Annotated in this window: 16 protein-coding genes; 7 read left to right on the top strand and 9 right to left on the bottom strand. The window is 68.4% G+C overall.

Going from position 1 to position 13,780, the window contains the following annotated elements; translation table 11 throughout:
• The first annotated feature begins 38 nt into the window (after positions 1 to 38).
• A complete protein-coding gene (locus NDI86_RS04070) occupies positions 39 to 197 on the top strand; it encodes a hypothetical protein (RefSeq protein ID WP_310899120.1) in 159 nt (52 codons plus the stop codon).
• Here the strand turns inward: NDI86_RS04070 and NDI86_RS04065 are convergent, their stop codons facing one another.
• Positions 198 to 1,331 (bottom strand): CobW family GTP-binding protein, encoded by a 1,134-nt coding sequence (locus NDI86_RS04065; RefSeq protein WP_310899119.1) that lies wholly within the window; start codon positions 1,329 to 1,331, stop codon positions 198 to 200.
• A gap of 93 nt (positions 1,332 to 1,424) precedes the next feature.
• On the opposite strand from NDI86_RS04065, the gene NDI86_RS04060 reads away from it, so the two are divergent.
• The 3 genes from NDI86_RS04060 to NDI86_RS04050 all read left to right on the top strand — a co-directional run bounded on the left by NDI86_RS04060 (position 1,425) and on the right by NDI86_RS04050 (position 4,656).
• A complete protein-coding gene (locus NDI86_RS04060; RefSeq protein ID WP_310899118.1) occupies positions 1,425 to 3,107 on the top strand; it encodes an acyl-CoA mutase large subunit family protein in 1,683 nt (560 codons plus the stop codon).
• Positions 3,108 to 3,145: 38 nt separating this feature from the next.
• A complete protein-coding gene (gene mce / locus NDI86_RS04055; RefSeq protein ID WP_310899117.1) occupies positions 3,146 to 3,535 on the top strand; it encodes a methylmalonyl-CoA epimerase in 390 nt (129 codons plus the stop codon).
• Between the two features lie 161 nt (positions 3,536 to 3,696).
• Positions 3,697 to 4,656: a nucleotidyltransferase family protein gene (locus NDI86_RS04050; protein ID WP_310899116.1), complete on the top strand. Its 960-nt coding sequence runs from the start codon at positions 3,697 to 3,699 to the stop codon at positions 4,654 to 4,656.
• 167 nt (positions 4,657 to 4,823) lie between these two features.
• Here NDI86_RS04050 and NDI86_RS04045 read toward each other — a convergent pair whose 3' ends face one another.
• From NDI86_RS04045 to NDI86_RS04030, 4 genes are all read right to left on the bottom strand, one after another.
• Positions 4,824 to 5,537 (bottom strand): diphthine--ammonia ligase, encoded by a 714-nt coding sequence (locus tag NDI86_RS04045; RefSeq protein WP_310899115.1) that lies wholly within the window; start codon positions 5,535 to 5,537, stop codon positions 4,824 to 4,826.
• A gap of 54 nt (positions 5,538 to 5,591) precedes the next feature.
• A complete protein-coding gene (locus tag NDI86_RS04040) occupies positions 5,592 to 6,713 on the bottom strand; it encodes a DUF373 family protein (RefSeq protein ID WP_310899114.1) in 1,122 nt (373 codons plus the stop codon).
• 181 nt (positions 6,714 to 6,894) lie between these two features.
• Entirely contained in the window at positions 6,895 to 7,893 is a 999-nt protein-coding gene (gene sppA, locus NDI86_RS04035; protein WP_310899113.1) for a signal peptide peptidase SppA, read from the bottom strand.
• Entirely contained in the window at positions 7,893 to 8,627 is a 735-nt protein-coding gene (locus tag NDI86_RS04030) for a proteasome assembly chaperone family protein (RefSeq protein ID WP_310899112.1), read from the bottom strand. Before NDI86_RS04030 ends, sppA begins: the two co-directional genes overlap by 1 nt.
• Before the next feature lie 444 nt (positions 8,628 to 9,071).
• Between NDI86_RS04030 and NDI86_RS04025 the strand changes: the two genes are divergently transcribed.
• Both NDI86_RS04025 and NDI86_RS04020 read left to right on the top strand, forming a co-directional pair.
• Positions 9,072 to 9,980 (top strand): RsmB/NOP family class I SAM-dependent RNA methyltransferase, encoded by a 909-nt coding sequence (locus NDI86_RS04025; protein ID WP_310899111.1) that lies wholly within the window; start codon positions 9,072 to 9,074, stop codon positions 9,978 to 9,980.
• A complete protein-coding gene (locus NDI86_RS04020; RefSeq protein WP_310899110.1) occupies positions 9,977 to 10,474 on the top strand; it encodes a DUF7122 family protein in 498 nt (165 codons plus the stop codon). Before NDI86_RS04025 ends, NDI86_RS04020 begins: the two co-directional genes overlap by 4 nt.
• Here the strand turns inward: NDI86_RS04020 and NDI86_RS04015 are convergent.
• The 3 genes from NDI86_RS04015 to NDI86_RS04005 form a co-directional block, all read right to left on the bottom strand.
• Positions 10,423 to 10,683 (bottom strand): dodecin family protein, encoded by a 261-nt coding sequence (locus NDI86_RS04015; protein WP_310899109.1) that lies wholly within the window; start codon positions 10,681 to 10,683, stop codon positions 10,423 to 10,425. The genes NDI86_RS04020 and NDI86_RS04015 overlap by 52 nt on opposite strands.
• 114 nt (positions 10,684 to 10,797) lie before the next feature.
• On the bottom strand, positions 10,798 to 12,336 hold the full coding sequence (locus NDI86_RS04010; RefSeq protein ID WP_310899108.1) for a DUF790 family protein: 1,539 nt from the start codon (positions 12,334 to 12,336) through the stop codon (positions 10,798 to 10,800).
• Positions 12,337 to 12,383: 47 nt separating this feature from the next.
• The gene (locus tag NDI86_RS04005) at positions 12,384 to 12,782 is read right to left on the bottom strand and encodes a hypothetical protein (protein WP_310899107.1); all 399 of its coding nucleotides are present in this window, start codon (positions 12,780 to 12,782) and stop codon (positions 12,384 to 12,386) included.
• 139 nt (positions 12,783 to 12,921) lie between these two features.
• On the opposite strand from NDI86_RS04005, the gene NDI86_RS04000 reads away from it, so the two are divergent.
• Positions 12,922 to 13,239: a hypothetical protein gene (locus NDI86_RS04000; protein ID WP_310899106.1), complete on the top strand. Its 318-nt coding sequence runs from the start codon at positions 12,922 to 12,924 to the stop codon at positions 13,237 to 13,239.
• Here NDI86_RS04000 and NDI86_RS03995 read toward each other — a convergent pair.
• Positions 13,211 to 13,705 carry a DUF4330 family protein gene (locus NDI86_RS03995; RefSeq protein ID WP_310899105.1) on the bottom strand — a complete coding sequence of 165 codons (495 nt, stop codon included), beginning with the start codon at positions 13,703 to 13,705 and terminating at the stop codon, positions 13,211 to 13,213. The genes NDI86_RS04000 and NDI86_RS03995 overlap by 29 nt on opposite strands.
• Positions 13,706 to 13,780: the final 75 nt, after the last annotated feature.

Genomic DNA, 13,780 nt, shown 5'->3' with positions numbered 1-13,780 from the left:
GCGGCAGGGATATAGTCGTCGGGCTGAAACGTTCCGGTATGTGTCAGTACTGCAGCTATCGGTACCACGACGAGTGGAGCGCGCTGCTCGCCTACGACGACGTCTATCAGGACGCGATGGGCGCCGCGTCGGCGTCTACGTACGGCTTCCACGAGGAGTGGGACGAACTCCGCGAGGAAGTCGGCTACGGCGCCTGATTAGCTGTCTCTCGGGAAGGGGTCCGCGTCGGCCGACGGAATCTCCTCGCCGTCGCGTGCGAGACAGTCGTCCAGTTCGGCGGCCACGCCGTCTAACTCGCGGCCGATGACGACGAACCGCGTCGACGGGTCGTCGTCGCCCCACTCGCCGATGGGCCCGGCCTGTACCGCCGGGCCGGCCTGGCTCACGCCCAGGACGGTGTCGGGCCGACTCGCGACCCAGACGAACCCCTTCGCGCGCACGACGTCGCCGTCCCAGTCGTCCAGCCACGCGTCGAAGCGGTCGGGGTGGAACGGCTCCGCGCTGCGGTAGACGACGGAGTCGACGCCGTGGGCCTCGGCGGCCGACAGGCCCGCGGGATGGCCGTGGTGGTCGTCGCCCCCCGCGTGCTCGTGCCCACTATCGTCGCTATCCGCGCCCGCCAGCGTCTCCTTCCACCCCTGCCGCCGCCGCGCCGTCTCGAAGTCGAACCGCCCCGTCCCCAGCACCGCGCCGGGGTCGACCTCGCTGTAGGTCGTCCGTCGAATCTCGGCGCGGGGCTGGAGTTCGCGAATCGCGGCCTCGACGGCGTCGAGTTCGTCGTCGGGGACCATGTCACACTTGTTCAGGAGCAACACGTCACAGAACTCTATCTGGTCGACCATGACCTCCGTCAGCGGCCGCTGCGGGTCGGGCGCGGCGTCGGGGAGTGACTCCTCGGGGTCGAACGCCTTCCAGAAGCCGTAGGCGTCGACCACGGAGACCGTCGTATCGAGGGCGAACCGCTCGGGAAGGCTCGTCTCGTCGGTCCCGACGGTCAGCGTCCGGGCGATGGGTATCGGTTCGCTGATGCCCGAGGCCTCGACGACGAGGTAGTCGAACTCGCGCTCGTCGGCCAGCCGGGTTATCTCGGTCACGAGGTCGTCCTGCAGCCGACAGCAGATACAGCCGTTCGAGAGGTCGACGATGCCCTCCTCGCCCTGGTCGGCCAGCAGTTCCGCGTCGACGTTTATCTCGCCCATATCGTTGACGATAACGGCGATGCGGCGGTCGCCGGGGTCCGACAGCAGGCGGTTGACCAGCGTCGTCTTGCCCGCCCCGAGCGGCCCGCTTATCAGTGTAATCGGCACACCGTCAGATTGTTCAGTTGACATTTGTGTGAGATGAGGTCCCAGTGCGTAATGAATCCTCGGTGACGGACCGCGTCGTCGCGAACCCTTAAGCCGGGGCCCGCCGACACTTTTCGCATGTTCGACCCCGAGGAACTGGACGAGATTCGCGAGGCGAAAGCCGAGTGGGAGCGCGAGGACGTCCAGCCGACCGTCGACCGGTTCGGCGAGCGCGAGGAGCGGTTCACGACGGACACGGAGGGGCAGACGGTAGACCGGCTCTACACGCCGGCGGACGTGGCCGACCTGGACTACGACGAGGACCTGGGGTTCCCGGGACGAGAGCCCTACACTCGCGGCGTCTACTCGACGGGGTATCGGGGACGGCTCTGGACGATGCGCCAGTACGCCGGGATGGGGACCGCCGCCGAGACGAACGAGCGGTTCCACTACCTGCTGGACGAGGGCCAGACCGGGCTCTCGATGGCCTTCGACCTGCCGACCCAGATGGGCTACGACTCCGACGACGCGATGGCCGCGGGCGAGGTGGGCAAGACGGGCGTCGCCATCGACTCGCTTTCCGACATGGAGACCGTCTTCGAGGGGATTCCGCTGGACGAGGTCTCGACGTCGATGACCATCAACGCCCCCGCCGCCGTCCTGCTGGCGATGTACATCGCCGTCGGGGACCGCCAGGGCGTCGACCGCGAGGAGTTGCGCGGCACCATCCAGAACGACGTCCTCAAGGAGTATATCGCCCGCAACACGTTCATCTACCCGCCCGAACCGTCGATGCGCCTCATCACGGACATCTTCGACTTTTGTGCCGAGGAGGTGCCAAAGTTCAACACCATCTCCATCTCGGGCTATCACATCCGCGAGGCCGGTTCGACCGCGGCCCAGGAGATAGCGTTCACACTCGGCGACGGGCTAGAGTACGTCGAGGCCGCCATCGACGCCGGACTCGACGTCGACGACTTCGCTCCACAGCTCTCTTTCTTCTTCGCGTCGTACAACAACATCTTAGAGGAGGTAGCGAAGTTCCGGGCCGCTCGTCGGTTGTGGGCGAAGCTGATGGACGAGCGCTTCGACGCCGAGAACCCCAAGTCCAAGCAACTGAAGTTCCACACCCAGACCGCGGGGTCGACGCTGACCGCCCAGCAGATAGAGAACAACGTCGTCCGGGTGGCCTACCAGGCGCTCGCGGCGGTGCTTGGCGGGACCCAGAGCCTGCACACCAACGGCAAGGACGAGGCCATCGGGCTGCCGACCGAGGAGTCCGTTCGGACCGCCCTCCGAACACAGCAGATTCTCGCCCACGAGTCCGGCGCGGCCGACACAATCGACCCGCTCGCGGGGAGCTACTACGTCGAGTCCCTGACCGACGACCTAGAACAGGAGGCCCGCGCCATCATCGAGGACGTCGACGAGCGCGGCGGGATGCGTCGGGCCATCGAGACCCAGTGGGTCCAGCGCCAGATTCAGGACGTGGCCTTCGAACGCCAGCGCGAACAGGAGGCCGGCGAGCGAATCATCGTCGGCGTCAACGAGTTCGAGGTCGAGGAGGAGGGTGAGCAGGACATCGAAGAAGTCGACGAGGCCGTCGAGACCGCCCAGCAGGAATCTGTCGCCGGGGTGCGCGAGGAACGGGACGACGATGCCGTCGAGGAGACGCTGGCCGCGCTGCGCGAGGCCGCCGAGGGCGAGGCAAACCTCATGCCCTACATCGTCGACGCGGTGAAGGCCTACGCGACGACGGGGGAAATCTGCGACGTGCTCCGGGACGTCTTCGGGGAGTACCAGCCCGGCGCCTCGATGTGACCGAGAGGAACTATACCCGCGGCGACCGAACCACCGGTATGCGCTTCGACCACGCCGGCGTCGCGACCGACGACGCCGACTCGCTCGCGGGGCTCTACGCGGCCGCCTTCGACGCGCCGGTCGCCCACGAGGAGGAGTTCGACGGGCTCCGGGTCGTCTTTCTGGCCCTCGACGACGGCTACTTCGAGTTGCTGGAGCCGCTACCCGACGCCGACGGCGCCATCCCTCGCTATCTCGACCGGCACGGACCGGGACTGCACCACGTCGCGCTCGCGACCGACGACATCGAGGCGGCGCTGGCCGGCGCGCGCGAGGCGGGCGTCGACCTCATCGACGAGTCGCCCCGGCCGGGCGCGTGGGGCCACGACGTCGCCTTCTGCCACCCGAAATCGACTGGCGGTGTCCTCGTCGAGTTCGTCGAACACTGACCGGCCGTCGAGCGGGCGTGAAGTGCCAACAAACATCGTTACGTGAGTTGAACTATCCCGGCGACCGTCGAGCCCCGACGGGAGCGATGCGTTCCGCCCGAACGCGTCGACGGCCCGGCGGGAGGGAAAAGAACTTGTCACTTGCAGGTGTGGGTCGACATATGAAGGCAATTGTCCTTGCTGGTGGTTACGCAACACGAATGTGGCCGATTACGCGACACCGCCCGAAGATGCTGCTTCCGGTCGGTGAGTCGACCGTCATCGACGGCATCGTCGACGAACTCGAGAGCGACGAGCGCATCAGCGAAATCTTCATCTCGACGAACGAGGCCTTCGCCGACGAGTTCGAAGCGCACTTCGAGGAACGTGGCACCGACAAAATCAGTATGTCCGTCGAGGACACCAGCGACGAGGACGAGAAGTTCGGCGTCGTCGGCGCGCTCGCGCAACTCGTCGACCGCGAAGGGCTGGGCGAGGAGGACCTGCTCGTCATCGCCGGCGACAACCTCTTTGGGTTCAACATCAGCGAGTTCATCGACCACTTCAAGGACTACGACGACCCGACGCTTGCGGCCTACGACGTGGGCGACCTGGAGAAGGCCAAGTCCTACGGCCTCATTCAGGTCGAGAACGACGAAATCGTCGACTTCCAGGAGAAGCCCGACAACCCCAAGAGTACGCTCGTCTCTATCGCGTGCTACGCCTTCCCAGCCGACGCCATCCGCTTCGACGAGTACCTCTCGGGCGACAACAACCCCGACGAGCCCGGCTGGTTCATCCAGTGGCTCGTCGACCAGGGCTCCGTGCGACCCTTTAGCTTCGACGGCGTCTGGTACGACATCGGCACCCCCGAGTCCTACCTCGAAGCCGTCGAGTTCGCCCTCGGCGGCGAGAACATCGTCGCCGACGACGCCACCGTCGAGAACTCTCGGCTGGGCGACAACGTCCACGTCCTCCCGGGCGCGACCATCCGGAACTCCGACATCGACGACACCGTCGTCTTCCAAGACGCCACCATCACCGACGCCGACATCAACGATTCCGTGATAGACGAGAAGGCAAGCGTCGACGACAAGGACCTCGACGGCGCGCTCGTCGGGCAGCACTCGCGTATCCAATAGTACCATTTTACTTCGCCCCCACTCCTCGCGGCGCTTCGCGCCGCTGTGGGGAGGGGGACTCGCAAAAATCTACGCTAAAAACCGCCGAAAGCACGCCGCCAGCGCGCTTCCAGTGAAACTGCGGCCTGGGGCCGCCGTTTGCTCACCGGGACCGTCCGGTCAGAATATCACTCCAGCCAGGCGTCCTCGACCACGATGGTCCCCCGCGTCCCGTCCCACTCGGTGCTGTACGCCAGTTCGATGCGTCGGTCCATGTGGGGGCCGTCCACGACGAGCGTCTCGAACTCCCCGCCCTCGCCGAGGATGTGGACGCCGTATTCCTCGTTGAGCGCTTCGAGTTCGTCCAGCGCGTCGGCGTCGAGCGTGCGGCCGAGCCAGGACTCGTCTAAGCCGTAGGCGGCGACGCGGATGATGCGAATCTCGAAGCCGGCCGACAGCATCGCGTCGGCGAGGTCGCGGGGGTCTTCCTGCCAGAGCGGGGCGAAGAGGTTCGCCTCGAGGCGCTCGGCCATCGCCTCGATGCGGCTGGTCTGGTACTCGCTCTCGACGGCGCCGGCGGTGACGCCGCCGACGCCGACCTCGGCGTCTATCTCGCGCAGCGCGGCCTCCAGCGGTTCGAGTTCCGCGTCACCCTGGGCGCCCGAGTCGGGGACGTCGTCGGCCCCGAAGTCGTCGGGCTCGACTTCGACGAGTTCGATACCGATGCTCTCGGCGGCCAGGGCGGCGAGACGCGTCGCGGGGACGTGATACATGTAGGAGTCGCCCTCGGGGTGGACCGTCACCAGTCGTTCGACGGGGTAGCCGTTCTCGAGGGCGCGATACAGCGCCCACGAGGAGTCTTTCCCGCCCGAGAACAGCGACACCCACACGCCGTCGGTCATGCCCAGTCGTACTCCGGCCGGGGGTAAATCGCTGTCTGTTCGCGACTGACCCGGTCAGTCGACCAGTTCCGCTTCGATATCGTTCTGGCTGACGTAGGCCGCGACGCGGACGCCGACGACGGCGACGAGGATGCCCGCGAGGATGAACGTCGCCAGTCGCGTGCCCAGGTCCATCGCGAAGCCGTTGACCTCGATGATACCGAAGTCCATCGCCGGCACCGTGAACGGGCCGAACACGCCCGCTCGTTCGAGGAAGTACGCCGAAAAGCCCCGGACCACGAGCCCGACCGCGACCGCGCCGAAGGGGAGGTTCACGTAGGCGCTGCGGATGCCCTCGCGCTGGAGGAGTTCGTCGAGCAGGCGACCGAGCGAGGCAGCAAGCGCCGCCGCGGTCAGCCACGGGACGGACTCGAAGAGGAACCGGTTCACGAGGATGAACAGGCCGGTCGAGCCCGGTGGCGATATCTCCAGCGCGCCGGCGAAGATGCCGACGATGGAGAGTCCGCCGGCGACGACGTAGGTCACGAGCGAGACCTGCCCGGAGTACAGCGCCTCGCGTATCTGGCCCGGCAGCCGCGAGAGATAGACGTCGATTCCAAAGCCCTTGTAGATGAGGAACACGCCCAGCGCGGCGGCGATGGCGCCGATGGCGGTCGTCGGGCTGACGAACTGGAGGAGCAAGGGGAGCGCAAGCAGCGCGATGCCGACGGGGACCAGCACCGTCCGTCTGAGTTCCTCGTCGGCGAGGAACTGCTTGAGCAGGTAGTACGTCGACTCGATGTCGCGGGCCTGGCGGACGACGACGCGGTCGACGGCGTCGACGCGGACGCGGCTCTCGATGATGGGGACCAGCCGCTCGTCGTCGGCGCTGTCGACGACGACCACCGCCGAGTCGGGGTCGTACCGCTTGACCAGCGACTCGGTCTGGCGGGCGATTTCGCGGTCGCTCCCGACGGCGTCGCCGCCGCCGCCCACGACCGCCACGACGGTGTCGTCGCCCTCCGCTTCGAGGTCGTCGGCCACCCGCAGCCCCTCCAGCAGGCAGTTGATGCGGCTGTCCTCCGGGTCGACGACACCGGTCTCGGTGATGGTCGACTCGACGGCAGCCCGCCCCACGACCGGACACCTGTCTGCGACAGGGCTGTCCCGGTCGATACACACCACCAGCGTTGTCACAGTGTTGCAGACACGGCCGCGAGATAAAAAACCCTCGCGGGGTTCGCCCGCCACAGTTACACGATAATTGATGATAGAACCGGACTGTCGCCGGATTCCGGCGGAATGGACGACGTCGAGACGGCGGTCGCCTGGAGACGCGCCGACTCTCACCCTGAGGATTGAGGCCAGCGAGTCGGCGTCACTGTCGGAACGTGAAGCCGTCGACGTCGCCGTCGAAGGCGCTGGTGAGCCCCGCCCCCAACGCGAACGCGACCGCCTGTGCGCCGCCGCGGACCCGTGACATGAGCCCGCGGGCGGGCTCGAACTCCGCGACGGTCACCGGCTCGCCGAGCCGCGCTTCGAGTCGGTCCTCGACGTCCTCGCGGGTGCCGATACCGTCGACGAGACCAAGTTCGTGGGCCGCCGCGCCGAGGAACACCCGGGCCTCGGTGTCCCGGATGGTCGTCTCGTCTATGTCCCGTCCCTCGGCGACGGTCTCGACGAACTGGTCGTAGTAGTCGTCGATGAGCCCCTGGAGGTACTCGCGCTCGTCCTCCTCGAACTCCTTCAGGGGCGTCCCGGCGTCCTTGTACTCCCCGGCGGTCAGTTGCTCGTAGGACAGGCCCATCCGGTCGGCCAGGTCGCTGGCGTTGACCCGCGAGCCGATGACGCCGATGGAGCCGACGATAGAGCCCTCGCGGGCCCACAGTTCGTCACAGCCCGCGGCGATGTCGTAGCCGCCGCTGGCACAGACGTCCGTGGCGTAGGCGACGGTCGGGCCGTCGAATCGCTCGGCGGCCAGCCGGATGTCCTCGCTGGGGACGATTTGCCCGCCCGGCGTGTTGAGTTTCAGGAGGAGCGCCTCCGCACCGCGGTCGTCGTCGGCCGACTCTATCTGCTCGACGATGTCGTCCGCGCCGGGGCTGGTCGGCGGGCTGGCGATGCCGCCACCGCCGCCGTCCCGCGTTATCGGCCCCTCGACGGCCACCTCCGCGACGTTGTGGCTCGGGGCGACCGACCCCGCGACGTTGCTGGCGATGCGGGCGCCGACCAGCGCCGTCGCCAGCACGAGCACGACCCCCAGCAGGTCGGTGAGGCTGCCGGGATACGCGACGAACACCAGCCAGCCGGCGACGACGGCCGCGGCCGTCCCCAGCAAGACGATGCCCAGTCGGGCGACCGAGTCCGCGTCGGCCATCACTGGAACCCCAGCGGGCGCGCGCTCGTCGACTCCTCGCCGCCGCCCTGCATCTGCTGTGCCAGTTGGGCCTTCGTCTGGCGAATCTCCTCGGCCTGCTCGGCCAGTTCCGCGGTGTCGACCTCGACGTCCGCCAGCGGGCCGATGCCGGTCGCGAGCAGTTCGCCCGCGGCCTCGGGGTCCGGGAACTGCGGGTCCGCCTCGACCACGAGGCCGACGCTCGTCAGCCCCGCGCGCTGGGCCTCGTGGACGAGCGCGCCCGTCGGCCCCGTGATGGCGCCCGACTCCGTCGGGCTCGGAACCCCGGCCGCCTCAAGCAGTGCCGCCCCGTCGCCGGTCGCGATGCCGTACAGCGACGGGTCGCCGTCGCGCTCCGCGGGCATTCCGCTGAGGAACACCGGCGTCACGTCGTTCCCCTGGAACCAGTCGACCAGACAGCCCGCAAAGGACTCGGCGGCCTCGGGCGACACCGGCGCGTCGCTCTGGAGCACCAGCAGGTCCCGCTCGCTGTCGGCGTATATCCTGACCGGGCTCCGGACGTCCGGGTCGCCCTCGCTGTAGACCGCGATTTCCGGCAACCCGTCACACCGGGCCGTCCCGTAGTGGACCATGTCGAACGCGTCGACCAGGTGGTCGGCCGCCAGCTTCCCGACCAGCCCGACCCCCGGCAGCCCCTCGACGAGCGTCGGCGCGTCGAGTTCGATGTCGTCGCGATGTACCGCTACGTGTGCCATATGTTAGCTGTGGAGTGCTGGCCGCTTCAAAGGCATGGCTGCTAGGAACCGAGGCCACAGCGAAACTCAGCAACGATGTAGTCACTGCGTACCGCCAGAAAGCCCCGGCGGGCTGAACTCGGGGGTCTCGCTGCGGTCCTCGCTCACTTCGTTCGCTGTGGTCCTTGCGTCGCCCGCCTTCGTTCAGCCCGCCGCCCCTTTCAGTCCCACCCGGCGCTATTTGACCGACCGGCCACGGGTGGACTGAAAGGGGCGAGCAGCTACGGGAATCCCGACGACGAAAGCACTGGACTGAGCGCAGCGAAGGAGGCGCGCAGCGAGTCGCGGGACCGTAGCCGCTCGGGGCTTTCTGTCGGTGTCGAGAGTTGCGGTCTCCATCGGAAAACGGAACGTCGACTCCTAGCTTCGAAACGCACAAACGCGGTGCTCGCAAAGCTCGCGCCAATGGAACCACCGGAGCGGTACCGACCGATTGTCGACGACTTCGAGGCGTTCCGGGCGGCCTGCGAGCGGCCGCTGCCGTCGGCGATTCGGGTCAACACCATCAAGGCCACCGTCGCGGACGTAGAGCGGGCGCTCGAGACGGCCGGCGTCACCTACGAGCCGGTCGACTGGCACGAGGCGCTGTTCGTCCTGCCCGACTCGTCGCCGGGGGCGAACTGGCCGTACTTCCACGGCTGGATTCACGGGCAGGAGGAGGTGTCGGCGGTCCCTGCCGCGGTGCTGTCCCCCGAGCCCGGCGAGCGGGTGTGGGACGCCTGTGCCGCGCCGGGGAGCAAGGCCACCCAGCTAGCGGCGCTCATGGACGACCGCGGCGAAGTCGTCGCCACCGACAACAACCTCGGGCGCATCTCCGCGCTCCGGACCAACACCGAGCGCCTGGGCGCGACGAACGTCGCGGTCACCCACGAGGACGCGCGGAACCACTCGCTCAAGCCCTTCGGCGGGGCCGAGTACGACCGCGCGCTGGTGGACGTGCCCTGCTCCTGTGAGGGGACCATCCGCAAGAACCCCGACGCCTTCGACGAGTGGTCGATGTCCCACGTCCGGGGTATCTCGGGAGTCCAGAAGGACATCCTCGAACGGGCCGTCCAGGCGACGAAAGCTGGCGGTACGGTGGTCTACTCGACGTGTACGTTTGCCCCGGAGGAGAACGAGGCCGTACTGGACCACGTCCTCGACAGCGAACCCTGCGAACTGGTCGAGTTCGACCTCCCGCTCGACCACCGCGAGGGCGTCACCGAGTGGCAGGGCGAGGCGTTCGACCCGAGTGTCAGCCTCGCCAAGCGCATCTACCCGCAGTTCAACGATACGGGCGGGTTCTTCTGTGCGAAACTGGAGGTCGGACAGTGAACGACAGTACGAAGTTCACGCGGCTGCCGACGACCGACGCCGAGCGCGACGACCCCGACCGGGCGACTCGCGAGGCGGTGCTCGACTTCTGGGACGACCGCTTCGGCGTCCCGCCGGCGACCTTCGAGGAGCACACGTTCTGGGAACGGGGCAAGGGGAAGCTCTGGGTCTACCGCGGCGAGCCCCCCTCGCCCGTCGACGTCGAGGCGCTCGGGATGACCTTCCTCAGGACGCGCCAGGAACACTGGAAGCCGACGCTGGAGGCGGTCCAGCGCTTCGGCGCGCACGCGACTGACTGCGTCATCCACCTCTCCGAGGGGGAGGCCGAGGCCTTCGTCGCCGGCCACGACCAGGAACTCGACTGGGACGGCGACTGGGGGTATCTACTCGTCACGCACGACCTCGCCGGCCGCCGGGAACCGGTCGGCGTCGGGCTGTACGTCTACGGCGAACTCCGCTCGCAGGTCCCCAAGGGCCGGCGCCGGGAGCTGTAACCGCGGCTCTGGTGGACCAGAAACGTCACTTCGACGGTCGCCTCGTAGGTCGTTATCTCGCCGTCGTCGACGCTGGCCGTCCAGTCCTCGACCTCGATGCGGTGGATGTTCTCGATGGTCTCGCTGGCTTCGTGGAACGCCTCGTGGGCCGCGGCCTCCCAGGACTCGGCCGACGTGCCGAGAATCGTCGCGACTTTGACTGCGGTCATACTCAGTGACAGGGACCAACAGCAGGGTAACTATGCAGCGACTATCGCCGGCCGACGCGGGTAACGTCGGGTTATCGTCGGGAGCCACACGCGAGCGGTGGCGGTCTCACGGGCTCACTCCGGCCGTTCGCGGACAGTCCCGCCGCTCAGTCCCTCCCACTCGACCCGGTACCCCAGTCGGGAGAGGACGGCGCCGTCGTCGTCGATGCCGTACGCCTCCAGCAGTTCCGCGACCGCGGCGAGCGCCATCCCGGCCTCGACGCGCTCGGCGAGGTCGTCGAGCACGGCCGGCCGAATCAGCGTGCGCCCGACCCGCTCGTGGTCGGGGAAACGCTTTCCCTCGATGGCCTCCTCGCTGACGCCGTACTCGTCGGCCAGCGCCGACAGCGACACCGCGTCGGCGTCGGGCCGGAGCGCGTCGGGGATGTCGGCCGCGCTCGCGGCCACCAGTTCGGCCTCGTAGGGCCGCAGGGCGTCCCGGACGTCCTTGACGCGGATGGTCCCCGAGTAGGGGATGGCACGGTGGTCGCGGGCCTCGATGGCCTCGCCCACGCCCAGCGACTCGTCGACGGCGACCAGCATCGTCACGTCGTCGACGTCGGCCAGTCGGTCCAGTTTCTTCTCGACGTACTCCGGGGTCCAGAAGCCCATCACCTCGAAGAAGACCCGCTGTTCGGTGTCGCCGCTCGCGGTGTCCCGGACCGCGCCGTCGCCGCCGGGGCGCCAGTCGAACGCGAAGTCGGGAATGACGACGTGTTCGCCCGCTTCCAGCGGTTCGGGCTCGCGAATCAGCTCCCAGTCCAGCCCCAGCGACGCGAACCGGGCGGCGAAGTCGGCCTCGACGCCGCTGTCGTAGCTCACGTCGGTGACGGGCTCGACGCCGGGCACCGACACGTCCGCCTCGGTGAGACGGAGTTCACGCTCGGTTCCGCGGTCGTCGATGGCGGCCGAGAGCGTCCACTCGCCCGTCCCGGCGACGGTGCGCAACAGGCGGGCGAATCGGGTCCCGTACCGGCGCGTGTTCGAGAAGATGGCGTCGGGGCCCGTGACGACGACCTCGCGACCCCGGGGCGTCGTCCGTATCTCGTACAGCAGGCGGAGGCGCTTGACCGCAGACACCACGGCTTTCGGGTCCGACGAGCGCACCCTGACCTCGGTGGCGTCGAACAGCGCGGTCTGGGCCAGCGAGAGGTTGTACTGGGTCACCAACTCGCCCGGCGACCAGCGGGCGTCAACGGCGGCGAGAATCTGCCGGTCGTCCAGGTCGGCGTACAGCGACGATTCGAGCGCGGCGGCGTCGATACCGAGCCCGTCGGCCGCCCGGGAGAGCGCCGTCTCGCGTTCGGACTCCGTGACGACGCCGACCGCCTCGGCGGCCTCGAACGCCCGCTTGCGCGCCCGCTCGGGCGGGACCGCGGCGCGCGTCTCGAACGTCGCCTCCCGTTCGACGAGCTTCGCGAACCCCCGGACGAGCTTGAAATCCTCCGCCTCGCCCTCTATCTCGGTAAGCGCCGCCTGAAGCGTCGCCCGTGACTCCCCGACGTGGCCCTGGTAGACACCCAGCACCCGGGCCGCGAGCGTCTCGTCGTCGGCGAACTGGGGGTGGTAGCCGCCGCCGGCCCGGGACACCCGCAGCAGGTCCTTCGTCAGCACGGGCGACAGTGGGCGACGGCGCGATAAAAAGCGTGCGTCGAGCGCCGTCAGTCTCGCTTCGCTCTGGATTTCCACTCGCGCTCCTGACGGCGCTCGGTGAGGTGTCGTTCGCCGTCGGCCAGTTCCTCGCGGACCCGGCGCTCGTAGGCGGTCACGTCCGCGAGGATGCCGGACTCGAACGTCTCCAGCAGGTCGTACGTCCAGCGGTCCTCGATGGCGCCGCTGGGCAGCAGTTCGTTCCGTAGCTGGTCGGCCAGGTCGGTGTGGCCGGCCTCACGCAGCGTCGCCTCGGCGTCGTGGAGGTGGTCCATCGCGTGCCCGGTGGCGTGGTGGACCTCGACGAGGCTCCCGTGGGCCCGCCGCAGCCACTCGACACCGAGTTCGGCCTCGTGCAGCGCCGACAGTTCGGCCTCACTCAGCGCCGGTGTGTCGTCGGAATCTGTCACGAATCGAACTAGTAGGCCGCGCTGTATAGCTGTGGCGGCGCGCGGTCGGGCCACGGCCGACTCGCGTGACGGTCCACGTTCAGTTCCGCTCTACACGGACGGCTGGCCGATACATATCAAATACGGGTATCCGAGGACTATGTCGAGACCGACGACACCACCGCTCGGCCCGGGGGTCGTGTTCGTCGAGCAGTCGGACCGGACCGCGATGCAGCGACTTGTCCGTGGCGCCCAGCGCGACCTCGTCCGGACGGTCGACGACCACCGCGAGCCCGAGCGCTACGACGCGGACTTCGACGCCGACCGACTCGTCGGCGCGGCCGAGAGCGTCCTCGTGGCGCTGGGGTGGTTCGGAGCCACACCGGCGGTACCTGCGCGACACCCGCGACGCGCGGCTGTCCGCGTTCGACTGAGCAGCGGAGAAGCGGCTACGAGTCGCCCGGTTCGACCGCCGTGACCCGGCCCGAGACCGTCGTCGGCCCGAGGTCCAGCGTGAGGCCGGTGCCGACTTCCAGCGAGGTTCCGGCGTACAGGAACTCTCCCCCGTCCCGGGTCACGGGCAGCCCGACGCGGAGCGTGACCGTCCGGTGTATCGGGTGGGAGCGCACCGACAGCGCCCCCGACTCGTTCTCGGTGACCACGTCGGCCGGCGCGACGGACTTGTTCTCGATGCTGCTGACGTTCGCCGTCTCGATAGACCCCTCCGGGATGGCGTCGGCCACGTACGGTTCGACCGGGTCGGTCCGGTAGTCGACGTAGACGACCGTGCGGTCCGTCGCCGCCGTGTCCCGGTCGCCGTCGGTGCCGCCCCAGACGAGCCCAACCCCCGCGACGACGACGGCCAGGGCCAGCAGGACGACCAGCGCGTCGACGACGTTGACGACGCCGAAGAGATTCCCGTGCTCGTCGAGCAGCTCCGCCATTACCTAGACGGGGTCCGTGGAGGATTATATAACGAGTGGTCGACGCGGCTCGCACGACGGGCCCCGGGACCGGAG

Source organism: Haloarcula onubensis (genome assembly GCF_031624605.1).
Taxonomy (GTDB): Archaea; Halobacteriota; Halobacteria; order Halobacteriales; family Haloarculaceae; genus Haloarcula; species Haloarcula onubensis.
This window is presented reverse-complemented; position numbering and strand designations above follow the sequence as displayed.

Excerpts from the sequence above, each read along its gene's own strand:
- NDI86_RS04070 (WP_310899120.1), top strand. The coding sequence starts at position 39 with ATGTGTCAGTACTGCAGCTATCGGTACCACGACGAGTGGAGCGCGCTG.
- NDI86_RS04030 (WP_310899112.1), bottom strand. The coding sequence starts at position 8,627 with ATGGCACACGTAGCGGTACATCGCGACGACATCGAACTCGACGCGCCG.
- NDI86_RS04015 (WP_310899109.1), bottom strand. The coding sequence starts at position 10,683 with ATGACCGCAGTCAAAGTCGCGACGATTCTCGGCACGTCGGCCGAGTCC.
- NDI86_RS04060 (WP_310899118.1), top strand. The coding sequence starts at position 1,425 with ATGTTCGACCCCGAGGAACTGGACGAGATTCGCGAGGCGAAAGCCGAG.
- NDI86_RS04000 (WP_310899106.1), top strand. The coding sequence starts at position 12,922 with ATGTCGAGACCGACGACACCACCGCTCGGCCCGGGGGTCGTGTTCGTC.
- NDI86_RS03995 (WP_310899105.1), bottom strand. The coding sequence starts at position 13,705 with ATGGCGGAGCTGCTCGACGAGCACGGGAATCTCTTCGGCGTCGTCAAC.
- NDI86_RS04045 (WP_310899115.1), bottom strand. The coding sequence starts at position 5,537 with ATGACCGACGGCGTGTGGGTGTCGCTGTTCTCGGGCGGGAAAGACTCC.
- NDI86_RS04025 (WP_310899111.1), top strand. The coding sequence starts at position 9,072 with ATGGAACCACCGGAGCGGTACCGACCGATTGTCGACGACTTCGAGGCG.
- sppA (WP_310899113.1), bottom strand. The coding sequence starts at position 7,893 with ATGGCCGACGCGGACTCGGTCGCCCGACTGGGCATCGTCTTGCTGGGG.
- NDI86_RS04065 (WP_310899119.1), bottom strand. The coding sequence starts at position 1,331 with ATGTCAACTGAACAATCTGACGGTGTGCCGATTACACTGATAAGCGGG.
- mce (WP_310899117.1), top strand. The coding sequence starts at position 3,146 with ATGCGCTTCGACCACGCCGGCGTCGCGACCGACGACGCCGACTCGCTC.
- NDI86_RS04050 (WP_310899116.1), top strand. The coding sequence starts at position 3,697 with ATGAAGGCAATTGTCCTTGCTGGTGGTTACGCAACACGAATGTGGCCG.